Source organism: Sediminibacterium sp. FW305-C-269 (assembly GCF_058231045.1).
The window spans coordinates 796,916-819,929 of sequence record NZ_JBIQXQ010000002.1; the positions used below are offsets into that span (position 1 = coordinate 796,916).

General features: G+C 45.7%; 21 protein-coding genes and 1 tRNA gene. 11 read left to right on the forward strand and 11 right to left on the reverse strand.

Annotated elements, in window-relative coordinates; translation table 11 throughout:
* Positions 1 to 60: 60 nt before the first annotated feature.
* Entirely contained in the window at positions 61 to 2,301 is a 2,241-nt protein-coding gene (locus ACH3Y6_RS08755; RefSeq protein ID WP_490835223.1) for a Tex family protein, read from the forward strand.
* Positions 2,302 to 2,341: 40 nt separating this feature from the next.
* Positions 2,342 to 2,875 (forward strand): DsrE family protein, encoded by a 534-nt coding sequence (locus tag ACH3Y6_RS08760; RefSeq protein WP_490835224.1) that lies wholly within the window; start codon positions 2,342 to 2,344, stop codon positions 2,873 to 2,875.
* 37 nt (positions 2,876 to 2,912) lie between these two features.
* Here ACH3Y6_RS08760 and ACH3Y6_RS08765 read toward each other — a convergent pair whose 3' ends face one another.
* Both ACH3Y6_RS08765 and purB read right to left on the reverse strand, forming a co-directional pair.
* Entirely contained in the window at positions 2,913 to 3,575 is a 663-nt protein-coding gene (locus ACH3Y6_RS08765; protein WP_490835225.1) for an NAD-dependent epimerase/dehydratase family protein, read from the reverse strand.
* A 61-nt stretch (positions 3,576 to 3,636) separates the two neighbouring features.
* A complete protein-coding gene (gene purB / locus ACH3Y6_RS08770) occupies positions 3,637 to 4,983 on the reverse strand; it encodes an adenylosuccinate lyase (protein ID WP_490835226.1) in 1,347 nt (448 codons plus the stop codon).
* A 97-nt stretch (positions 4,984 to 5,080) separates the two neighbouring features.
* On the opposite strand from purB, the gene ACH3Y6_RS08775 reads away from it, so the two are divergent.
* Positions 5,081 to 5,845: a menaquinone biosynthetic enzyme MqnA/MqnD family protein gene (locus ACH3Y6_RS08775; RefSeq protein ID WP_490835227.1), complete on the forward strand. Its 765-nt coding sequence runs from the start codon at positions 5,081 to 5,083 to the stop codon at positions 5,843 to 5,845.
* A gap of 158 nt (positions 5,846 to 6,003) precedes the next feature.
* Here the strand turns inward: ACH3Y6_RS08775 and ACH3Y6_RS08780 are convergent, their stop codons facing one another.
* Entirely contained in the window at positions 6,004 to 7,008 is a 1,005-nt protein-coding gene (locus ACH3Y6_RS08780; RefSeq protein WP_490835228.1) for a glycosyltransferase family 2 protein, read from the reverse strand.
* A 17-nt stretch (positions 7,009 to 7,025) separates the two neighbouring features.
* Positions 7,026 to 7,964: a glycosyltransferase family 2 protein gene (locus tag ACH3Y6_RS08785; RefSeq protein ID WP_490835229.1), complete on the reverse strand. Its 939-nt coding sequence runs from the start codon at positions 7,962 to 7,964 to the stop codon at positions 7,026 to 7,028.
* Between the two features lie 15 nt (positions 7,965 to 7,979).
* On the opposite strand from ACH3Y6_RS08785, the gene ACH3Y6_RS08790 reads away from it, so the two are divergent.
* Positions 7,980 to 8,807: an FkbM family methyltransferase gene (locus ACH3Y6_RS08790; protein ID WP_490835230.1), complete on the forward strand. Its 828-nt coding sequence runs from the start codon at positions 7,980 to 7,982 to the stop codon at positions 8,805 to 8,807.
* A 5-nt stretch (positions 8,808 to 8,812) separates the two neighbouring features.
* A complete protein-coding gene (locus ACH3Y6_RS08795) occupies positions 8,813 to 9,616 on the forward strand; it encodes a glycosyltransferase family 2 protein (protein WP_490835231.1) in 804 nt (267 codons plus the stop codon).
* 160 nt (positions 9,617 to 9,776) lie between these two features.
* Here the strand turns inward: ACH3Y6_RS08795 and ACH3Y6_RS08800 are convergent, their stop codons facing one another.
* The 3 genes from ACH3Y6_RS08800 to ACH3Y6_RS08810 are packed head-to-tail and all read right to left on the reverse strand — an operon-like array spanning position 9,777 to position 14,330.
* A complete protein-coding gene (locus ACH3Y6_RS08800) occupies positions 9,777 to 10,694 on the reverse strand; it encodes a glycosyltransferase family 2 protein (protein ID WP_490835232.1) in 918 nt (305 codons plus the stop codon).
* Positions 10,691 to 11,818, reverse strand: a complete 1,128-nt coding sequence (locus ACH3Y6_RS08805) for a glycosyltransferase family 4 protein (RefSeq protein ID WP_490835233.1) — start codon at positions 11,816 to 11,818, stop codon at positions 10,691 to 10,693. Before ACH3Y6_RS08805 ends, ACH3Y6_RS08800 begins: the two co-directional genes overlap by 4 nt.
* Position 11,819: 1 nt before the next feature.
* Positions 11,820 to 14,330, reverse strand: a complete 2,511-nt coding sequence (locus ACH3Y6_RS08810; protein ID WP_490835234.1) for a YfhO family protein — start codon at positions 14,328 to 14,330, stop codon at positions 11,820 to 11,822.
* Positions 14,331 to 14,381: 51 nt separating this feature from the next.
* Here ACH3Y6_RS08810 and ACH3Y6_RS08815 point away from each other — a divergent pair, with 51 nt between their 5' ends.
* Both ACH3Y6_RS08815 and ACH3Y6_RS08820 read left to right on the forward strand, forming a co-directional pair.
* Positions 14,382 to 14,669, forward strand: a complete 288-nt coding sequence (locus ACH3Y6_RS08815; protein WP_490835235.1) for a hypothetical protein — start codon at positions 14,382 to 14,384, stop codon at positions 14,667 to 14,669.
* Positions 14,666 to 15,475: a queuosine precursor transporter gene (locus tag ACH3Y6_RS08820; protein ID WP_490835236.1), complete on the forward strand. Its 810-nt coding sequence runs from the start codon at positions 14,666 to 14,668 to the stop codon at positions 15,473 to 15,475. Before ACH3Y6_RS08815 ends, ACH3Y6_RS08820 begins: the two co-directional genes overlap by 4 nt.
* Before the next feature lie 324 nt (positions 15,476 to 15,799).
* On the opposite strand, the gene ACH3Y6_RS08825 is transcribed toward ACH3Y6_RS08820, so the two are convergent.
* The 4 genes from ACH3Y6_RS08825 to ACH3Y6_RS08840 form a co-directional block, all read right to left on the reverse strand.
* On the reverse strand, positions 15,800 to 16,279 hold the full coding sequence (locus ACH3Y6_RS08825) for an NUDIX hydrolase (protein ID WP_490835237.1): 480 nt from the start codon (positions 16,277 to 16,279) through the stop codon (positions 15,800 to 15,802).
* Position 16,280: 1 nt separating this feature from the next.
* The gene (locus ACH3Y6_RS08830; RefSeq protein ID WP_490835238.1) at positions 16,281 to 17,219 is read right to left on the reverse strand and encodes a magnesium transporter CorA family protein; all 939 of its coding nucleotides are present in this window, start codon (positions 17,217 to 17,219) and stop codon (positions 16,281 to 16,283) included.
* A 64-nt stretch (positions 17,220 to 17,283) separates the two neighbouring features.
* Positions 17,284 to 18,066, reverse strand: a complete 783-nt coding sequence (dapF, locus tag ACH3Y6_RS08835; RefSeq protein ID WP_490835239.1) for a diaminopimelate epimerase — start codon at positions 18,064 to 18,066, stop codon at positions 17,284 to 17,286.
* 66 nt (positions 18,067 to 18,132) lie between these two features.
* Complete coding sequence (locus tag ACH3Y6_RS08840; RefSeq protein WP_490835240.1) at positions 18,133 to 19,005, reverse strand: nucleoside phosphorylase; 873 nt, start codon at positions 19,003 to 19,005, stop codon at positions 18,133 to 18,135.
* 148 nt (positions 19,006 to 19,153) lie between these two features.
* Here ACH3Y6_RS08840 and ACH3Y6_RS08845 point away from each other — a divergent pair.
* The 4 genes from ACH3Y6_RS08845 (at position 19,154) to ACH3Y6_RS08860 (ending at position 23,006) form a co-directional block, all read left to right on the forward strand.
* A tRNA-Cys gene (locus ACH3Y6_RS08845) sits at positions 19,154 to 19,224 on the forward strand.
* 871 nt (positions 19,225 to 20,095) lie between these two features.
* Positions 20,096 to 20,725 carry a response regulator gene (locus tag ACH3Y6_RS08850; RefSeq protein ID WP_490835241.1) on the forward strand — a complete coding sequence of 210 codons (630 nt, stop codon included), beginning with the start codon at positions 20,096 to 20,098 and terminating at the stop codon, positions 20,723 to 20,725.
* Between the two features lie 56 nt (positions 20,726 to 20,781).
* The gene (locus ACH3Y6_RS08855) at positions 20,782 to 22,380 is read left to right on the forward strand and encodes a PAS domain-containing sensor histidine kinase (protein ID WP_490835242.1); all 1,599 of its coding nucleotides are present in this window, start codon (positions 20,782 to 20,784) and stop codon (positions 22,378 to 22,380) included.
* Positions 22,377 to 23,006 carry a response regulator gene (locus ACH3Y6_RS08860; RefSeq protein ID WP_490835243.1) on the forward strand — a complete coding sequence of 210 codons (630 nt, stop codon included), beginning with the start codon at positions 22,377 to 22,379 and terminating at the stop codon, positions 23,004 to 23,006. Before ACH3Y6_RS08855 ends, ACH3Y6_RS08860 begins: the two co-directional genes overlap by 4 nt.
* Positions 23,007 to 23,014: the final 8 nt, after the last annotated feature.

A 23,014-nucleotide genomic window follows, 5' to 3' on the forward strand; every position in this document is an offset into this window, starting at 1 on the left:
CTAAAAAATATTTCAAAACAGACCTGTCCGTGGCGGGTGTTAACATTTTAATATAAGTGCATGTCATCTTTCGCATCGTTAATTGCTGCTAAACTCAATATCAGGGCCGTACAGGCAGAAGTTGTTCTGGAATTATTTGCAGAGGGTGCTACGGTTCCCTTTATCGCCCGTTACCGGAAAGACCGTACCGGCGGATTGGATGAAGTGCAGATACTGCAGATACAGGATGAGGCCAAATTCCTGAAAGAGTTTACGGAAAGAAAGGCTTTTATCGAGAAGTCGATCACTGAGCAGGGTAAGATGACCGAATACCTGCAGGGTAAGATCGATGCGGCCACCACCATGGCCGAGCTGGAAGATATTTACCTGCCGTATAAATCAAAAAGAAAAACAAAAGCACAGACCGCACGCGAGAATGGCCTGGAACCGCTGGCACAACTGATGCTGGAGCAGACAGCGGCCGATATCAGCGCTGAAGCAGCGAACTACATCACTGAAAAAGTAAAGACCGCAGATGAAGCACTGCAGGGTGCCCGTGATATCATTGCAGAAATGATCAATGAAGATGTAAACCTGCGCGCCAAACTGCGTAAACTATTTGAAGATACTGCCACCCTGCAGAGTAAGGTACTTGCCGATAAGGAAACCGAGGGCATCAAGTACAAAGACTATTTTGACTTTTCTGAACCCATCTCCAAAGTGCCTTCTCACCGGATCCTGGCGGTGCTGCGTGGTTTTATGGAAGGTTTTCTGCGCATGTCCATTGCGCCATTGGAAGAAGATGCCCTGGCATTGCTGGAGAAAGACCATGTAAAAGCCCTGACACCTTCCACTGAGCACGTGAAAAAAGCAATCCGTGATGCTTACCGCAGGCTGATGCAGCCGAGCCTGGAAACAGAATTCCGTACGGCGTTGAAACAGAAAGCCGATGAAGAAGCGATCAATGTGTTTGCGGAGAACCTTCGCCAGTTATTACTGAGTGCACCGCTGGGCAGTAAACGGATTCTGGCCATTGATCCCGGTTATCGTACCGGTTGCAAAGTGGTTTGCCTGGATGAGAAAGGCGAACTGCAGAAAACGGACCTGATCTATGTGCATGAGCCCAACCGTATTTACGATAGCGAATACAAGATCAAAGAACTGGTAGCTAAATACCGGATCGAGTGTTTTGCGATTGGTGACGGAACAGCAGGAAGGGAAACAGAACAGTTCATCAAGAACCTGAATCTTGGACTGCCGGTGTTCCTGGTGAACGAAGACGGTGCTTCCGTGTATTCCGCTTCGGAAACGGCAAGGGAAGAATTTCCGGAAGAAGATGTTACTGTGAGGGGTTCTGTCAGTATTGGCCGTCGTTTGATGGACCCGCTGGCGGAACTGGTGAAGATCGACCCGAAAAGTATCGGGGTAGGACAGTACCAACATGATGTGAACCCGTTCCGGTTAAAGGAGAGGCTCGACCAGACCGTTGTCAGTTGTGTGAACAGTGTGGGTGTGAACCTGAATACGGCCAGCAAACACCTGTTGGGTTACGTGAGTGGTATTGGTGGATCACTGGCTGAGAATATCGTACGGTATAGAAATGAGATCGGAAAGTTCACCAGTCGCGACCAGTTACTGAAAGTGCCCAGGCTTGGCGGAAAAGCTTATGAGCAGTGTGCAGGGTTCTTACGGATCAAGGATGGCGGGAATCCACTGGATGCCAGTGCCGTTCACCCTGAAACTTACCCGTTGGTAGAAGCCATTGCGGCGGATGCCGGCATTGAAGTGAGTTCGATCATCGGTAATGAGCATGTGCTGAAGAAAGTGGACGTGAAGAAATATGTATCCGAACAGTTCGGAGAACTGACCATCCGCGATATCCTGACTGAACTGCAGAAACCGGGACTGGATCCCCGCAGTGAACTGGAGCAGTTCTCTTTTGCCAATATCTATAAACTGGAAGACGTGCAAGTGGGCATGATTGTGCCGGGTTCTGTGACCAACCTGACACGTTTCGGGGCTTTTGTGGATATCGGCGTGAAACAGGACGGGTTGGTACATGTAAGCGAGATCGCTCACCGTTATATCGGGGACCCTTCTGAGGCGCTGAAACTGGGTCAGAAAGTGACGGTAAAAGTACTGGACGTAGACCTGGTGAGAAAACGTATCGCATTGTCGATCAAACAAACAGAAGAAGCCCCGGCCAGAAACCAGCGACCGGCAGGTGGCCGTAATCCGCAGGAACGTCACCAACAGAAACCGGCAGCAGAAAGGAGCGTGGAAGATGCTTTGAGCCTGTTAAAGAAGAAATTTGGAAAATAACCTGGCAAAATCAGTATTTTGTTTGTCTAATATTTTTCCCATGAAACAGTTTCTCTGTGTGATCCTTTTTTCCGGTTTGTATTTTGGCGTTGCTGCCCAGACAAAAGTGAACCCGGTGATCAAGCAATTCGGAACGGTAACGGAAGTGCCTTATTCTGTAGAAAACCCGGATCCCAAAATGAATTACAAAGTGGTGGTGGAAGTGAGCTCGGATAACCCCAAACCCGAAAATGTACATGAATTCTTTGAGAAAGTAGGCGCTGTAGTGAACCTGCATGCGTTGGGCGGCATTCCTTCCAAAAACCTGCACGTGGTAATGGTCATTCATGGGCCAGCCGCACAATACGTGGTGAATAATGAAGCATACCAAAAGAAATTTCATACCGATAATCCCAATATCCCCCTTTTCAAAGAACTGGAAGCCGCAGGTGTGAAGATCTTTGTTTGCGGACAGTCGCTTAACAAAAGACAAGTTTCTCTCGCTTCTGTAACGCCGGAAGTGAAACCGGCATTGTCTGCCATTACCACATTGACAATGTATCAATTGAAGGGGTATGCGTTTCTGAAGTATTAATGAGTGAATGAGTGAATGGATGAGCGAATGCTCACTTTTACTTGGTAAGGAGTTGTTTGATGTCTCTGTTTTCGTAGATGATCTTGTCTCCGCCTTCGAAACCGGCCTTGATCATGGCGTTGGCCAGCTGGATAGAGGTGAGTCCTATATTGGGATATATTTTGCTCAGAACAGGTTTGTACAATAGTCTTGATATCCTGTAAAAAAGATTGGGTTCCACCCTGGGGGTTACCGGGTAAATATAACCCGGCCTGAAAATGAACAGGCACTTAAAACCCAGACTTTCCAGGATTCGCTCAGCAATGCCTTTGTCGCGGGCAAACATGAGTTTGCTGTTACCTGTTCTGTCTGCTCCCTGGCCGCTTAAGAAACAGAAGGTGGAGTCAGGGCTATGTTGCTTTAGCATTTCCGCAAATGCCCTGGTATAATCCACCGTAATGGTTTTGAAATCTTCCCTTGTAACAGAACCTGTGTAAACACCAAGGCAGTAGAAACAAATATCCTGCCCGTTGAAATACGCTTCAATGCCTGTCAGGTTCAGGAAATCATCGTGTATGATCTCCTGCAGTTTCGGATGTGAAAATCCCAGGGGTTTACGGGTGATGGAAGTAACTTTTGCTACATCCGGTCTTTGCAAACAGGAATCCAGTATCAATTTACCCATCATCCCATTGGTCCCGGCAATTAAAATATGTTGCATACAAAACTGTTATGCCATTCACTCATCCACTCATTCACTCATCCACTCATCCACTCATTGCTCAATACTCCGGATTCACCCCCACATAATTATGCGGCGTGATGGCTTTGAGTTCTTTTTTAATGGCGGCGCTCACTTTCAGTGTACCGATAAAATCATGGATGGCTTTTTTATCGATCTTATGATTGCCGCGGGTAAGGTCTTTCAGCGCCTCATATGGATTGGGGTAATTCTCCCTGCGTAAAATGGTCTGGATGGCTTCTGCAACTACGGCCCAGTTATTGTCAAGGTCTTCTTTTAATTTGGCCTCATTCAGCACCAGTTTGTTCAAGCCTTTTTCCAGTGATTTGAGGGCAATCACCACATGTCCTACCGGTACCCCGATGTTTCTGAGTACGGTGGAATCGGTCAGGTCGCGCTGCAGGCGGCTGATGGGCAATTTGGCCGATAAATGTTCCAGCAGGGCATTGGCCAGTCCCAGGTTACCTTCCGCATTTTCGAAGTCGATCGGGTTGACTTTATGCGGCATGGCGGAAGAACCCACTTCCCCTTTTTTGGTTTTCTGTTTGAAATAATCCACGCTGATATAGGTCCAGATATCGCGGCAAAGATCCAGCAGGATATTGTTGATGCGTTTGATGGCATCAAAATGGGCAGCGAGACTGTCGTAATGTTCGATCTGCGTGGTGAACTGCATACGTTGTAATCCCAGCGTATCTTCTACGAAGGCATTGCCCAGCAAGACCCATTTTTTCCTGGGGAAGGCAACATGATGGGCGTTGAAGTTACCGGTGGCGCCGCCAAATTTGGCTGCATAGGGAATGCTGCTGAACAATTCGATCTGGTTGTTCAATCGTTCTACAAATACCATGATCTCTTTTCCCAGACGGGTGGGAGATGCAGGCTGTCCATGCGTACGTGCCAGTAACGGAACCTGTTTCCATTGGGCGGCCAGCTGGTACAGGTGATTCTGCAGGTTGATCAGGGACGGCAGGTACTCGTGTTCCATACAGTGTTTCCAGCTGAGTGGTATGGCGGTATTATTGATATCCTGCGAAGTAAGCCCGAAATGGACCCATTCCTTTAACTGGGGGATACCGGCTTTGTCGAGCTGTTCTTTCAGGAAATATTCCACTGCCTTCACATCATGGTTGGTGATGGATTCGATCTGTTTGATCTGTTGGGCATCGTCGAGACTGAATTCGTCCAGCATTTTTTTCAAAGCGATCCTTGCTTTGGGAGTGAGTTTGAAAAACTTCTGGTCTGCCAGGAAGAAGAAATATTCCACTTCCACCAAAACCCGGTATTTGATGAGGGCATATTCTGAAAAGTACTCGTCCAGGTGATGTACCTGCTTTCGGTAACGGCCATCGATGGGTGAAATTGCGGTAAGCGAAGAAAGCTCCATGGTTGGGTATGATTGGGATTTAAAATTAGAAATTGGCCATTCGTAATGAGGAAAAAACCTGTTTTAGCAATTTATTCATCACTAATTAAGTTTCTTTGTGACAAAATTAGCCGAATTGGACAAGAGAATACGCATTGGGGCCGTAAGTTATTTAAATACACGGCCATTATTGTACGGATTTAGGCGCTCGGGACTGATGGAGAGGGTAGATCTGGTAGAAGCTTATCCCGCCCGGGTGGCAGCCATGTTGCTGAATGATGAAGTGGATGTGGGACTGGTGCCTGTTGCGATCATTCCCCTTTTGAAGGAATCACATATTATCACGGATTACTGTATCGGTGCCGACGGGGAAGTGGCTTCTGTGGGTATTTTCAGCGAACAGCCTTTGGAACAGGTGGAAAAGGTTTTACTGGATTACCAGAGCCGAACTTCTGTGAATCTGGCCAGGGTATTGCTGAAAGAGTACTGGAAAAAGAGCCCGGTACTGGAAGATGCCCGTGAAGATTTCCGCTCACATATCAAAGGCACTACAGCCGGGGTGGTGATTGGCGACAGGGCACTCGAACAGTTGCAGATTTCCCCATACTGTTACGATCTGGGAACTGCCTGGAAGCAACATACGGGACTGCCCTTTGTATTTGCAGCCTGGGTGGCCAATAAGGCATTACCTGAGGATTTTCAGGATGCGTTTAACCGGGCCAATGCCTACGGTATTTCGCATATGGAAGAAGTGGTGGCATCAGAAAAACCTTATCCGGTGTATGATCTGATGGATTATTATACCCGTAATATCAGCTACCAACTGGATGATCGGAAGCGGCAGGGACTGGCATTGTTCCTGCAAAAACTGAAAGAACTGTAAAGAAAGGATAATGTATATCCGGGGGGTGCTTATCTAAAAAATCGAAAAATACATCATTGATATTGGCTGACATCATTTTCAGGGATCGATCACTGCCTCATTCAGCCCGCTTCCGGATTGAAAAATGGTAGCATTCAGAGATAGGGAGTCAACCATCTTTAAAACATCTTGTAAAAATGAGGCTTGTTTGCAACGATTTTAGGCAGTAAGCTCCATAGGATGAAAACATTTTTTGAAAGCCCTGTAATCTGCTTGTATTCAGTGAACGGGTTTTTGAATTGGAACAGGTGTTTCAATAGGCTGCATACAACGAAGAACAAGAGACCCCAGGTATAATTCAGTAACTGAAAAAAGAACCAGCCTAATCCATATTGTTTTCTTATACGCAAATGGTTAGACACGATGAGTTGCAGGCCCTTTTTGTCAAAAATATTTTCATAACTCTTATCGATGCTGTTGGTTGCCTTAGTGATGGATTCTCCCATCAAATGAATGATCCTGATATTTCCGTAGAGAAAAATTTCACCATGTTTTTGCAAACGACTGCACCATTCCACTTCTTCAGCGTATAGGAAAAAATCTTCATCCATCATCCCTGCTTTTGAAAGAATCTGTTTTTTTACCATCAGGAAGGCCCCGCTAACCCAATCGACTTTCACGCTATCTGCTGCACGCTCTACTCCTGGTTTTCGGGCATGCATTTTTTTAGCGATCCAGCTTAAAAAACTTCCCCAATAAGGAATGGGCATGATATGATTCACTCCTCCCTTTACAAAATAAGAGCCGGAAATCTGTGGCCTAAAATCTTCATACAACAATTGTACCCCACATGCCACATGATTTGTGTTAATAAATTGCGCAAAGCATTTTTGTATGGCATTCTCCAAAATCAGGGTATCCGGATTGAGCAGCAGCAAAACATCCCCCTTTGCCAGCCTCATTCCCTGGTTGTTAGCCCGCGCAAAGCCGGCATTATAGCCCATTTCCACCCAATGTACAAATGGGAATTCGGAACAGATCCGTTCTTTGCTGTCATCTCCGGATTGATTGTCTACAACAATCCATTCAAACCCGGTTCCGGACGAAAATGCCATGGCGGACCGAATGCAATCAATGATATGCGTTGCAGACCGGTAATTGACAATGATGACGGAGACTTGCATGAATTGCGGATAGATTTTTATTTGGTTATATAACTATACACCATCATCAGTTTGGAAAAGACGCCGGATCTGAGCCTTTTCAAACTGAATCGTTGCTGCAATTGAAGCATATGCCGAATCACCGGCAGTATTCTTTGTTCTTCAATGCCACTGTTTACAATATCGCTTATGTTTCTGATTGCATGATTACGCAACAGTCGCCAATAGTAATCGTAGATAAGGATATCCTTAAATGCTTTTCCGCCAATTTTGGAGGCAAATAGGATATTTTCTTTTAGGATAATACTGTCATTGTTTCGAACATAAACAGTAGTCTGATCCTCATGTAATCCGATGTTTACCAGGTGTTCATCCAGGTATACATAATCAAAACCCTTTTTCAGCAATCGAACATAATAGTCTACATCTACCAGCCAGATCATTTCCTCATCATATAGAACCTGGTCACGTACTGATGTACGCAACATGGTATTACTCGGAGGTCCGATCACCTGGGCCAATAACAGATGCAAAGGTTTTTTGCGAAGTTGGTGCAACAAAGATGGGATATGCTGCAAAATGGTATGATGGCCAGCTTCGTCTACGCCGGTATTTCTGCAGAATACGAATCCTGCCTCCGGCCTGGCTTCAAATGCTTTCAGGTATTTGGCCAATGCTTCCCGATCCTCAAGCCAATCATCCTGATGGAATAAAATAAAAAAATCTCCTCTTGCCAAGGTGATGGCATTATTCCAGTTCATAGGACTTCGGAGTGCAGGCGTATTTTGCGTATAACTGATGTTTAATGCTGTTTTATAAGGCTCAATAGCTATTTTTACAGTATTGTCCATTGTGTCGTCAGATATGATCACTTCCACATTCCGGTAGGTCTGCTGAAGAATGGAATCCAGCAAACGAGTTACATAAGCTGGTTTTTTGTAAGCAGGAATACAGATACTGATCAGTGGCTTCGACATATTTAAAATAAATCTATGAGTAGTTTGTTAGCAAATATAGCCAAAAGCATTATTGCTAAGTTTAGCCCCCAAAAGGCCGGGAACAGGTTTACTGACATAGGATGGTTTTTAGAAAAGATCCTAAAACATGAGGATGATCAAAGCATTAAAGTAAGATCATTGGAGCCCGGGAAAGTCTTTTATCAAAGGCCCTATGAATTATTGCATACTTATCGGGATATTTTTGTGAATGAAATCTATCTTTTTAAAGCCAAACAAGCGGATCCCGTTATTTTGGATTGTGGTTCTAATATTGGTCTGAGTGTGTTGTATTTTAAGACTATTTATCCCAATGCCTTAGTCTGGGCATTTGAGCCGGATAAAAGTAATTTTGAATTATTGGAGAAAAACATACAACAAAATCAGCTAAAGATGGTCAATGCGGCCTCAAAAGCTGTCTGGATACAAGATGGATTCATTTCTTTTTCGGGTAAGGGGTCGGAAGCCAGCAGAATCGATGCCAATAACGAGGACGGAGGAGCTCATCAGGTGCCATGTATACGCCTCAAAACGTTTATGCAGGATTTTGCAACGATCGATTTTTTAAAAATGGATATCGAAGGGGGTGAATATGCTGTTTTGAAAGATATAACAGAGGAACTTCATAGGGTTCAGCATTTTTTTCTGGAATATCATGGTAAGACCACCGAAACCAACCGGTTAAATGAGCTGTTAGAAATAATCAACAGGCAAGGATTTCAGGTCTATATCCGCAATGCGGCCGATAAGCTGAAAAATCCCTTTATCGAAAAAAGCACCGGAACCCAATTTGATGTTCAGCTGAATATCTTTTGTTATAAATAAAAGAGATGTTGCAAAAAACATTTATATCTGTGGTAATCCCCTGTTTTAATGACGGGGAATATTTGCCTGAAACCATCAGTAGGTTGATGAAGCAGACTTATCAGCATTTTGAGATCATCGTGGTTAATGACGGATCAACAGATTTGCATACGCTTGAGGTATTGACTCAGATCAGTGCCCAGGGGGTTACAGTGCTGCACAAGGAAAACGGACGAATGTCTTCTGCCAGGAACTATGGTGTTAAACATGCAAAGGGAAGTATTATAGCAGCCCTGGATGCAGATGATTATTACGAGAATAGTTTTTTCGAAAAAGCCATCGAGCGCTTCAGCAATAAGCCGGAAGTTGCCGTGGTTACCAGTCATATTCAGCTTTTCGGCGATTTCAATAAAGTTGCCAGGCCTAGAGGTGGTAATGAATTCAATTTTCTGTTTAACAGCGAATGTCCGGCATGTGCGATGGTCCGAAAATCATGTTGGGATGAAGTGGGCGGATATGATGAAAATATGAAAATGGGTTATGAGGATTGGGAATTTTATATACGCATTACCAAAAAAGGCTGGATCGTGGAAGTGATTCCGGAAAAGTTATTATTCTACCGTCAGACACAAAGCTCCACACATAAAAACGATACCCTTCCGAACCGGCAGGCTATTATCAATTATATTGTGGACAAACATAGCGACTGGTATCTGGCGAATCTTAAAAAACTGATTGCATCAAAACAAGTGCTTTATACGGAAAGCAGGGTCTCATTACCTGTTATTTTCAGGATGTTCCTGAACAGGATAAGAAAAAAATATGCCTGACAGGTACATAGGGATTATTCAGGAAAATCTATATTCCATGGTATCTGCATTGTATTTTAATTGCTTCAATTAAAATCCTTGTATTGCTGCCGAGGTTCTTAGTTCGGGGGAGTTCGGATTTGATTAGGGGGAATGATCAGATTTTTTATACTTTCTTTTATCAATGATTCAATAAACCCTTGAGTGCATCTATCCGGAATCGGATCACCGGTAAGGCTTTGGCGGGTTTACCCTGCAATGTATAATAGATAGCAAGGATCAGTGAAGCGCCCAGTTTAAAGAGGTACTCAAATATTTTTTTATAAAAAGTCCATTTGCCTTTTTGCAGGGTTCTCACTCTTTCGCCCCTGCCAATACCGCTGGCAACCCGGTACATATATTCCCGTGTTAGTTTGATGGTTTCAACCACATGGTGAACCCTTATGGATGGATCATAATAAATGGTACGTCCCAGCTCCTTCAGGCGAAAGAAAAAATCCTTGCCTTCGCCACCGATACGTAAAGTGCCTACCACACCGGGCAGCGCTTCATTGAAACCGCCGATCGCATCAAAATCTGCCTTGCGGATGATCATGTTAGACTCCAGCGGGTATTTATTGGGGGCAAAAACAGTGGTGTGTGTGCTGTAATGAAAATGTCCCACCAGTGATGATACATAATGGCTCATCCATGCCGGTTCATTGGGAATATAGCGGGGGATGATGCGCCCTCCCAATCCACCTGCATCGGGATGCGTGTTAAAAAAATGCACGATCCGTTCCAGGTAATCCTTGTCGGCAATCGCATCATCATCCATAAAACAGAGCAGGGGCGACTTTGCATAGGATGCGCCGGTATTTCGGGCAAATGATGCCCCCTGTTTTGGCTCGTTGTAATAGGAAAAGTTGGCATCGCCATGACTGGCGATAAAATGCTCGCATACCTGTTGTGTATGATCGGTTGAGTTATTGTTGACGATGATCACTTCATAAGCCTCTTTTCCCAGGGTTTGGTTGAACAGGCTCTCCATGGCATCCCTGATGTATAGGCAACGGTTATAGGTACAGATAACGACAGATATCTTGAGGGTTTCACTCATACAGTTTGCAAAGATAACAGGGCTTTCTGTACAATCCGGCCCCAATGGAAGAATTGATAAAAGCTTTCAGGAATAGGGGCGGGGGGCTGGTCAGCCTGCCGGAACATCTGTTTCACAAATTCCGGCCAGTCGTAATCATCCACTAACTGCAGGGTATCTCCCGTGAGCGAAACATCAATCCCCCTGGCACCACTGCGTGTAGAAACAGAAGCGAGGTTATGGGCCAGTGCATCTACCTGTTTGATCTTGATGCCGCTGCCAAGGGTTACCGGGTTGATAAAACAATCGGCTCCTTTCAGGTACAGGTCAATATCAGGTACAAAATCCTTGAAAATAATATCGGGATAAGCTTGCAATACGTCTTTCCACTGCTTACTGATACGGCTTCCGCAGATCAATATACGGAAGGGCAGCTGGTAGCCATGCAGCAAAGGCAGTAATTCGCTGACGATGATGCGCAGTGCATCGGTATTGGGCAGGTAATCGAGGGTGCCGTTAAAGAGAAACAGGCGTGTATTGGCCGCGAGCCTGTTTTCCTGCAGCAACCGACCCCTTGCAATCAGTTTGTCATCCTGGGGTACAGGCTGGGTAATATCCGTTCCGTACGTGAGTACGCTGCATTTTTTCTCGTCCAGTTTCCACTGGCTAATGGCCCAGTCATGGTCTTCCCGGGTAATGAAAAAATTAAAATCTGCTTTCCGGTGTACCTGTTTCTCATACCACTGGTACAGGGACCACCAGGGTTTTTGCATATCGCGGAAACGGTGTGCCTCAATATTATGAGAACGGATCACAAAGGGTTTACGGGTGATCCGGCGAAGCAGGATACCCAGCCATCCCAGATAGGAATGTTCGATACAGAACAGGTCTATCTGCTGCGTTTGAACGAGTTTGCGCAACCGGAACAATGCCAGCAGGTTGGCCGGTCCTTTTTTGTGGTGGTACAGGATAGGGTATACCGGTTGGTTCCAATCGGGTTTTGCCGGGTTATCCTTTGAGATTGCCAGTATCACCGGGGTTAGTCGGGCAAGCTGCCTGTAAAACGCAACCACACATTTCTGGCCACCCATCTGTGCAGGGAACACTTTGTATGAAACAATGCCCAGTACAGTGAGGGACCGCATATCAGGCGATTGCTTTAGGTTTTCGCAAAGTGATGATCACTGCCCCTATCAAAATCAGCCAGATAAATGCGGAAGCTCCGATAGCTGCCCGGTTGCTGGTGTAAAAGGAAGCAGGCTTGAACTCGAATACGATCCTGTGATCTCCCGCAGGGACCTGTAATCCGCGCAATACATAATTGGTTCTTACAATCGGCGCCTCTTTACCATCAATGGTTGCTATCCAGCCACCATCGTAAAAGATTTCGCTGAATACGGCGAATTCGGTGTTTTTGGAGGAGGATTTGTATTCGATAATGTCATTGTCGTTGTACACCAGCCTGATAAAAGCGCTACTATCTCTGGTGGCATTGGCTACCAGGTTTTTGCGGTCGGCTTCCTCCAGGATGGCGGTATCTTTCGGATTGAAATTGGTCAGAGCCTTCATCACTTCGGCTGGCCCTTTTTTGTAATCCAGGGTACGTACAAACCAGGCGGCACCCAATGCTTCCGGGTTTTGTTGTGCCATCAGTTGCTGCCCGTTCTGCTGTGCAGAAGTGATGATGTATTTGGTGTTCAGCATATCCAGCACCGGCAGGCAGTTGGGAAAATTATAGAGCTGTTTCTCGATCAGGTCCTGGTAAATGCTGAGTTTGGCAGGATGATAACCTCCGATAGAGTTATGGAAATAAGCAGTTAACGGACCTCCATTGAATGCTGCAGCAATGCCTTGCGATACATCCAGCACACGGTAATAACCGGTATCCTGTGTAATTTGCTGGTCAACCTGGCCGGGTTTGAACCTGTCTTCATAATCAGAAGCTTCCGTATAATTATCTGCATTCAGGTATTTGGTATCGATCACCATTACATCAATGAATGCAAACAGACCCACTGCCAGCGTTACTGTCAGTGCATTTATTTTCTTTTTGATAAAGAGGAAGATGGCCAGTGCAGGTACCAGTATGAAAAGCAGGGAACGCAGCAGGTCGCCCATGAACAGGTTTTGCCTGTCCTGTTTAAGCCCGTTCAGGAAAGTCCGTATAGGGGGTTCTATCGCCGCTTTCTGTTGGGCATCGGTGATTGCATTGATGTTCTGTAACAGCACTTTATCAGGCTCACCCGAAAAATCGGCAGTGACATATACCAGCAAGGCCACCGCAAATACAGCTGCTACGGCCAGTAACCCTTTTTTGTATTTCCGGAACAATTCTTCCCGGTTGTGCTGTTCCAGTATGTGGTTCAACGACATAACTGATAACATACTCAGCAATAAAGTCGGTATCACCAATATCATACTGGGCGCCCTGAACTTGTTATACAGGGGCAGGTAATTCAGCAGGAAACTGTTGAAGCCTTCCAGGTATTTACCGGCGCTCATCAGGAAAGTGAGAACGCAGGCTGTGAGTATCCACCATTTGTGTTTGCCGTCCAGCAGTACAAAACCCAGTATGGCCAGGAAACACACGATGGCGCCGAGGTAGGGTGGACCGGCAGTGCCGCCAGCGCCATCAATACCTCCCCAGTAGAACTGGAGAAAACCCTGTAACTGCTGACCCAGTTGCTGCGGCATTTGCTGCAACGCTTCGATCGCTTTGGATTTGTCTTCCGCCAGTTCCAGGTTATGGCTGCTGCCGCCATACATTCTGGGGAACATCATTACCAAAGGTTCGGTCTTGTACATGCTGTAGCTGAGTGCATAGTCTTTGCTAAGGCCTGTTTTGGTGACTGTTGCCGTTGAATCTGCACCAGCCAGCTCACTGCCGCCGCGGATGGTCCTTTTGGAATATTCGTAGGTGGTGAACAGGGTTATGGCATTTACCATCACACCCAATAAAGTGGCAAAGATGACGAGCCCTGCAGAACGGAACAGGTGTTTGAAATCTTTTTCTTTGATCCAGCGGATACCCAGGCTTACACTCATGATCAGTGCAATGAGTGCACCATAATAGGTAATCTGTAAGTGGTTGGCAGAAATGAGCAAACCGGTAAACAGGGCGGTAAGGGTAGTACCCCAGAGATAACGCTTATCGTATAATAACAGGAGGGAACCGATAAAAGCAGGCAAATAAGCAATGGCTTGCATTTTGGTATCGTGCCCTACTGAAATAATGATGGGGTTATAGGTGGCATAGGCATAGGAGAGTGCTCCAAAAATGCCGATATACGGGTTGATGCGCAATACCTGGCTCAGGAAATAGAAACACACACAGGCCAGAAAGAAGAAACTAACGGGTTTGGGAAGGTTCAGCGTAAGCAGATTGGCGGCATATATGATGGAAACAGGGTTACTGCCCGGACTGACGATCTGGAAAGCCGGCATACCACTGAAAACGCCGTTTGACCATAGCGGGAAATGACCGTGTTTTTCCTGGTATTCAAAAGAGTTCTGGGCGGAAGCTTTCCATAAAGAAACATCCGACTGCTGCAATACCTTGCCCTGGAGCGAAGGTTTACAGTATACCAGTGCCACCACTAAAAACACCACAACTGCGATTGCGTGTGGCAGCAGATTCTTCCATTGAATTTTTTTCATTGTTTCCGGCTTAAGTGCAGCAAATTAATGGTATTTTGAACGAAATTTTTTATGAAGGGGCTTTTATTTTTAGCAAGACTGGCGCTGATCTGCAATGTGCTGTTCGGGTTCTGTCTGGTGATGCAACGGATGCATGATTATATGCCTCAGGGCAGTGTAAAAAGCACCATCATTGTACTGGGTTGGTTCGTGGCCCCCTTTGTGAACCTGGCAGCCAGTCTTTGGTTTTTATCGGTGAGGGTGTTGGGTAAGCCCCTGCCGCTTCCCGGCTGGCTGGCAATCAGTAACCTGTTATTCCTGGTATTGCAATTCTTTGTATACTTTATACTTGCTTCATGATACATACCATACTGAAAGATAAACCCACCAAACTGTTCCTGGGCATCACCGCTTTTTTTGTGGCCAATGCCCTCATTGCTGAATGTATTGGCGGAAAAATATTCTCGCTCGAAAAACTGCTGGGCGCCGATCCTTCCAACTTTACCATTTTTGGGCAGTCGGGACTGGCATTCAACCTTACCTGCGGGGTACTGCTCTGGCCGCTTGAGTTTGTGATCACTGATATCGTGAACGAATACTATGGCCCCAAAGCGGTGCGGAGGATCAGTTATACAGCGGTCATACTGATCACTTATGCATTCCTGATGTTCTATGCTGCCATGAAGATACCACCGGCGGATTTCTGGATCGGTTCCAAACAGGAAGCCGGTATCCCTAATATGCAGGATGCTTTCGGTGGCATTTTCGGACAGGGTATGTGGATCATATTGGGCAGCCTTACCGCATTCCTGGTTAGCCAGATCGTGGATGTGACGGTATTTCACCGCATCAAAAAAGTCACCGGCGAAAAATGGATCTGGCTGCGGGCCACCGGCTCTACGCTGGTATCGCAGCTGGTAGACAGCTTCGTGGTTCTGTTCATCGCTTTCAAAATCGGAAATGGCTGGAGCTGGCAATTGGTACTGGCCATCTGCCTGGTGAATTATATGTACAAGTTTACCATGGCCATCGTATTGACACCGGTCATCTATCTGATTGAAGTGCAGATAGAAAAATACCTGGGACATGAAACCGCCCGCAAAATGAAACAGGCGGCCATGGGTAAACAGGAAGAGCCTTTTACCAATTTACCGGCAGCGGGATAGATATTAATGAGTGAATGAGTGAATGATAGAATGAGTGAATGATAGGATGAGTGAATGAGTGGAGTTGTTAGATGCTCACAGCTCACTGCTAAATGCCAAATGCTAACCGCCAATGCGCTAACCTGCTTTACTCATCAATAAACTGCCCTCCTCAACTACTCCTGATAAACCAAAGACCCAAAGCCAAAGACCAAAGACAGATCAATGAGTGAATGAGCAATCGTGAGTGGTGAGTCGTGAGTGGAATTGTTAAATGCTCACAGCTCACAGCTCTCGGCTCAAAGCCAAATGCTAAATGCCAAAAGCCAGAGACAGCTCAACGAGTTAAGGGGTCTTGAATATGAGTTGGGGTTGTTGTTTCAGTAAGCGGATGACCACTTTGTCGATGGGGAGGGTGACGGATTCCTCGGTTAAGGAGTCCCAATCCAGCCAGCGGAATACTTCGCTTTCACCATTGGGGTCGGCAATCTGGTCGGGATGGAAATTGAAAGGAGTGGTTTGCGTGGGGATATTGATGTGCTGTTCGGCCTTTACCTTGTAATAAATGGAAATGATCTGGTCTTTGTTGTTAAAAGCGGAGATCTGAAAGAAGTCGGTGGTATAAATATGCTCCTGCACTTCCACTTCAATGCCGGTTTCTTCCAGGAATTCTCTTTGTAAGCAGTCGCGTGTGCCTTCGCCGATCTCCAATCCGCCGCCGGGTAATTTGGTGATGTACATGCCGCGGATAAACTCATCACTCACCAGTAAGCGATTGTTATCATCGAAAAGCAATCCATACACGCGTACGTTGAACAAAGCCATATTAAAACCATTTTTTCTTCATAAAATACCAACTGATCACCAGCGATACAATGAGTGAGATCACTACCGGTATGTAAAATGCATGGTTAGAGTGCTGGAAAGGGATGTCTACGTTCATGCCGTAGATACTGGTCACCAGGATGGGCAGGGAAAGGATGATGGTGATGGATGTCAGTCTTTTCATCACGCTGTTCAGGTTATTGCTGATGATGCTCGCAAATGCATCCATGGTACTGCTGAGGATATTGGTGTAAATATTGGCCATCTCCAGGGCCTGGCTGGTATCTACGATCAGGTCCTGCAGAAACTCACGCTCTTCTTCGTTCAGACCCAGGAAGTTGGTGCGCTCCAGTTTCATCATCAGCATTTCATTGCTGCGAAGGGCGGTTACAAAGTAAACCAGGCTTTTCTGTATCCGCATCAGGTTCAGCAGGTCTTCGTTGCTGTTGCTGTTGTACAGGCTGCTCTCGTACTGGTTCCTGCGGTGATTGATCTCTTTCAGAAATTCCATGAAGTTCTGCACCACTTTCTCAAACACTTTCAGGATCATCATGTTTTTCTTGTCGGGATGCCTTTTCTGGAAGGAGTTCAGGAACTTTTTGATGGCACCGTTGTCGAATGAGTTCACCGTTACGATCTGTGTATGCGTTAAAATGATACAGATGGGAATGGTGATATAAAATGCATCACTATCGTTGAAGGAATTGTTTTCGGTAGGTGTTTTGATGACAACGAAGCGTACATTGTCCTCCATTTCGTAACGGGGCCGCTCGTCAATATCCAGTGAGTCGCGCAGGAATTCGATGGGGATTTCCAGGTCTTCACTCAATTCTATGAATTCCTCATCTTTGAATGGGGGTACCAGGTTTACCCACACACCCATATCCGGTTTGTCGATCTCGAGGGTCTGACCATTGATATTTTTGAAGTACTGGATCATGGAAGCGGAACTTTTGGGAATGCAAAGATGCGGTTTATCCGGCTAACAATGCCCAGCTTTCTTATCAGTCCTCTATTGTAATCTCTCCTTTGAACACGAAAGATGCCGGTCCGCAAAGCCAGATGTTCCGGAAGCTGTGTTCACCCGTTTTTTCAAACTCAACTGCCAGGTGGCCTCCCTTTGTCTGAACTTCTATCCGGTTAAATCCGTTCTCATTGTGGGCAAATACCAGTGCCGATGCCGTTACTCCTGTTCCACAACTATAGGTTTCGTCTTCCACGCCACGTTCATAGGTTCGCACTATGATGCATTTTTCGTCGGGCTCCACAAAATTCACATTGATCCCTTTTTCAGCAAAATCCTTACTGTAGCGGATGTCTTTCCCTTCTTCGTACACATCCAGATTTTTGATATCGTTCGATTGTTTCACATAATGCGGGGAACCGGTATCCAGTATAAAATCGCCGTGATAATCAGCAACAGCGTCCACATCTTTCATCTTGAGATGGATCCAGCCATTATCGCCGAGTGAAGCCTTATGGTCGCCATCCACAGCGGTAAAAAGAAAACTGCTTTTATGGATACCCGTGTCGTAGGCAAAACGGGTAAGGCAACGGCCACCATTGCCGCACATGCTTCCTTCCCGGCCATCCGCGTTGTAATAGACCATGGAGAAATCATACCCTTCGGCGGTACCCAGCAGCATCAGTCCGTCTGCGCCAATGCCAAAACGCCTGTCGCAGATCCGGCTGACCTGTTCGGTACTGAGCCGGATCTTCCCGTTACGATTGTCCATGATCACAAAATCGTTTCCGGTTCCCTGGTATTTGTAAAATGGTAGTGTCATCAATATTTGTATTGACTGTTTTTTGATTAACTGGTTTACTGGTTCCTGTATCTGTCCTGGTATCGATCAGATATGGGACAGGATACCCAGTGTTTTTTGTATCAGGTTCTCCACTGCTGCGGCGCCGTCTTTGCTGAAGGTTTTTTCTACCCGGTTGGCAACGATGGCGCTTAAACTGAGACATTGGTGCCCCAGTAAGCGGCTCAACCCATACATGGCACTGGTTTCCATTTCAAAATTTGTGATACGGTGGTTGCCATAACGGAAAGAAGTTAACTGATCTATCAGTTCCGGGTTGGTAAGGCCCAGCCGCAATACCCGTCCCTGCGGACCATAAAAACCCGGGCAGGTAACCGTTATGCCATGAAAAAATCCCTCCACGAAATGTTTATGAATACCTGCGCCGGAAGAACTGATATAAGGAGTCGTGATGTTCTCCATATGTGTATGTGTGCCAAATGCCTGTAACAGTTGGCGTTCTTCCTCATTGTTTTCCAGACGGTAAAAGTTCAGCAGGTTGTCAATGCCCAGTCCATGGGTACTGGCTACGGCACTGTCAACCGGTATATCGGATTGCAGGGCACCGGATGTACCAACCCTTACAATGGTCAGTTGTGAGAGGGTGGGCTTGATGGTACGGGTAGAGAAATCAATATTTGCCAGTGCATCCAGTTCGTTGAAGACGATATCAATATTGTCGGGCCCGATACCGGTAGATACCACCGACAGTCTTTTTTTTCCGATGAATCCGGTATGGGTAATGAATTCGCGATGCTGGCTTTTGTATTCAATACTGTCAAAATGTTTACTTACCTCAGCTACACGGTCAGGATCGCCTACCGTAATGATGGTATTGGCCAGTTCTTCGGGTCTGAGATCCAGGTGGTACACAGCCCCCCGGTTATTGATGATCAACTCGCTATCAGCAATTCTGTTCATGTTAATGGTCATTAGCTGACAAATTTCGGCTTTTCAGATTTAGAATTTTAAAATTCCTTTGATTGCTTTATTTTCGCAGCGCTTTAAACGAGCGATTACAGCATACACACGGTTGCTGGTTTTATTACTAAGCAATCGTTTGAAAAAAGGTCCTGTGGCCGAGTGGCTAGGCAGAGCTCTGCAAAAGCTTCCACAGCGGTTCGAATCCGCTCGGGACCTCTCTGAACCCCCTGAAACGTACTGTTATCAGGGGGTTTGTTTTTTGAAAGAACCGTAAAATTGTCTGGTAAGCGCAAGGATCATACCATGGGCAATTCGGTTAGATTGATCCATATCAATCATATACACCCAGATTTATTTTCCCATGCAGACCGGAATTCTGCACTATGTGCCGGGTTAAATACATTAATTAAAATATTTATTTCTAAAATTATGATAATCAATATATTTTGTTATTTTATAAACTATCAGATTCGTCCTTTCTTCTATATTGGTTCGTTATTCCTTCGCTCCCGCTATACCATTTTACTACCTGTTCTTCGCCCCTTGTTCGCCTTTGCTTCGCTTTTTAGACTGAAATACTGGCCGCAGAGCGAAGAAAAGGCGAACAAAGGGCGAACAAAATATGGATTGAGTAAAAGGAAATAAGCTGTGTTCTGTACGGAAAAAGCTTTACAGGTGAAGCTGTAAATACGGCCAGCGCTTTACAGTAGTCGTGAGTAAACTTGCCGGGAAACGGTCTACCGCCAAAGCCGTACTTATTTTGCAGAAATGTTACGGGGAATTAAGAGAAAGGGAGATTATCTGATCAAAACTCCGTTACCCTTTCACTAACCGAATCTATTTAAGTGCCCATACAGGGTAAGCTTTGTTTTTTTGAAAAAATGTAGTCGAAAGACTACTCCTTCACTATCCGCCTTACCACAGACAATTTCGAACTTGACTATTTGTAGGCGAACGGCTTCGTCGTTCCTTTACACCGAAATTGATAAAATCAGAATTGAAAATTAACAGGTAGTGTATCCCGATCGGTTCAGGTATCTATAGACACCATTGGGTGAGCTAAAACAGTTAAAAAGTGGAGGTAATTATGAGGGTTTTATTAGCAGATGATCATACAATCGTTAGAGACGGCATCAGGCATGTATTAATGGAATCGCATCCGGGAATCTCCATTGTAGATGTGTCCAACTCCGAAGAATTGATACAACACGCCAAAAAAGAAAAATGGGATGTGATCGTTACCGATATCTCGATGCCACCCGGTAAATCCGGACTGGAAGCCATCCAGGAGATTAAAAAAGCAAAACCGGAGACCCCCATCCTGGTGCTCAGTATGCATGCCCCTGCCCAATACGCTTTACAGGCTATTAAATCCGGTGCTTCGGGTTATCTTACCAAAGGAGTGGCGACGCTGGAGCTGGTGAAAGCTATGGAAACAGTGGCTTCCGGGAAAAAATACCTGAGCCCCGAAGTTGTTTACCTGATGGCTGATTTTATAGAACATACACAACGAAGCGTTTTAATTAGTAAATTGTCCGACAGGGAAAAAGAGGTTTTCCGGATGCTGGCAACCGGAATGACCACAACTGAGATCGCAAAATCGTTATCACTCAGTCATAATACCATCAGTACGTTCAGAGGAAGGATTTTTGAAAAAATGGGTTTCCATTCCAATGTAGAGCTGATCAAATATGCAATTGCCAATAAAATAATTTGAGACTGTTCCGCTGTTTTCCCTGCGGTCGGAACACATAGGTAATTTTCGGACAAAATATGAAAACAGGCAGTAAGGGTGATGGTGCATTCTCCATTTCAGGGAAGCGCTCGTTACCGACAATTTTACTCATCTTTCAGATAGTACTTCTTCTCTTTTTTCAATGGCGTAATACGGACGGTGTTTTTACCTGGGTGATCTATCTCCTGGGTATTACCTGCCTGTTGACCATCCTCTTCGCTTTTCCTTTCCAACAAGTCACGCAAAGCAATGGTTCGGTGGTAGAGGTATTGGAAAATATACCGGATGGCTACCTGGCATTGAATGCAGACGGGAATATTACGGAATTGAACCAGTTAGCTGTACAGGTGCTGGAGCGTTCCGGCGAAATGCTGTACGGAGAACAGATCACCCGAATCTTCAGTGAAACGGCCTGTAAGCCTTTTTACCGGTCTCTGGAAAAATTGCATGCGGAACAAACCAATCAGCACCTCGATCTCTATGTGCCTGTTTTGCAGAAATGGCTGGTTGTGTACCTGCATCTGTCCGAAAAAGGGGTGCTCGTGTTTTTCAGGGATATTACCGAGAAGAAAAAACAACAGGTATTGCTGAAACTTTTCGAGTCTGTCATAACCCGTAGCTCCGACAGTATCCTGATTACCGAGGCAGAACCGATTGATTTGCCCGGGCCGCGTATCCTTTATGCAAATGAGGCTTTTGAGCGGATGACCGGATATTCGCTGGAGGAGGTTCTGGGGCAAACGCCCCGGATGTTGCAGGGAGCGGATACCGACCGCAAACAGCTAGACAGGATACGCCAGGCATTGGAGAAATGGCAGCCTGTGGAGGCGGAATTGTTGAATTATAAAAAGAACGGAGAGATTTTCTGGGTCAGTACGTCCATTGTTCCTATCGCCAATGAAAAAGGCTGGTATACCAACTGGATAGCCATACAGCGGGATATTACGGAACGGAAAAAAGCAGAGGAACAATTGCGTATCAAGAACCAGGAATTGAAAAACCTCTCTTCCTACCTGCAGAATGTACGCGAAAAAGAGCGGAAATCAGTTGCCCGGGAAGTGCATGATGAACTGGGGCAGCTGGCATCGGCCCTGAAAATGGATATCGACTGGTTATCCATACGCCTGGCGGCCGGGGAGGAATCCAGTAAAAAAAGGATCAGCCATGCCACCCGTACGCTGGAAATCATGCTGGCGTATATTCATAAGATAGCTGCAGACCTCAGGCCCAGTATCCTGGACGACTTCGGACTCAATGTAACCCTGCAATGGCATTGTAGTGAGTTTCACAATATGAACGGGATTGAGTGTATCTTTGAGTCGACATTGGACGACAGGGAATTGCCGGGTAATGTGAAGACAGAATTGTTCAGAATTGCGCAGGAATCGTTAAATAATGTATGGCGTCATGCCGAAGCCAGTTACGTGAACGTAACGCTGCTGGAAGAAGGAGATCGGATCTGTTTATCTGTGATGGATAATGGGAAGGGATTTGAAACATCAGAAAAACGTAATACATTGGGATTGGTAGGATTAAGGGAAAGAGCCCTCTCGGTGGGAGGAGAACTGAACATCAAAAGCGAACCCGGAAAAGGAACAACCATTGTTGCATATATACCTAAAAAACTGAGCTTATGAGAATTCTGATAGCCGATGACCATACCATAGTTAGGGAAGGTATTAAGATGTTGCTTACAGAAGCTTATCCACTGGCAGAGATCGTAGATGTCTCTGATGCAGTAGACCTGATGAAACAGGTGTATAAAGAAAAATGGGATGTGATCATCTGCGATATCTCCATGCCCCCCGGTGACTCGGGTTTGGAAGCAGTGAAAAAGATCAAGGAACATTCACCCAAAACACCCGTGATCATACTGAGCATGCACTCACCTGATCAGTATGCCGTCCGTTCCATAAAAGCGGGTGCTATGGGATATCTTACCAAAGGAGCCGCAACACTGGAACTGGTAAAAGCTGTGAACCAGGTCTTATCCGGCCGTAAATACCTGAGCCCCGATGTGGCAGATGCACTGGCAGATGCTTTTGAACATATCAATAGCGCAAAAACGGTAGAAAGCCTTTCAGACAGGGAATTCGAAGTATTCAAATTACTGGCTTCCGGCCATTCCATTTCTGATATTGCCAAAGAACTCGTATTAAGCAGCAATACAGTGAGTACTTTCCGTGCTCGTATTTTCGAAAAAATGGGTTTCCACAATAACCTGGAACTCATCCGTTACGCAGTTGATAATAAGCTGATTTAATCCTGATC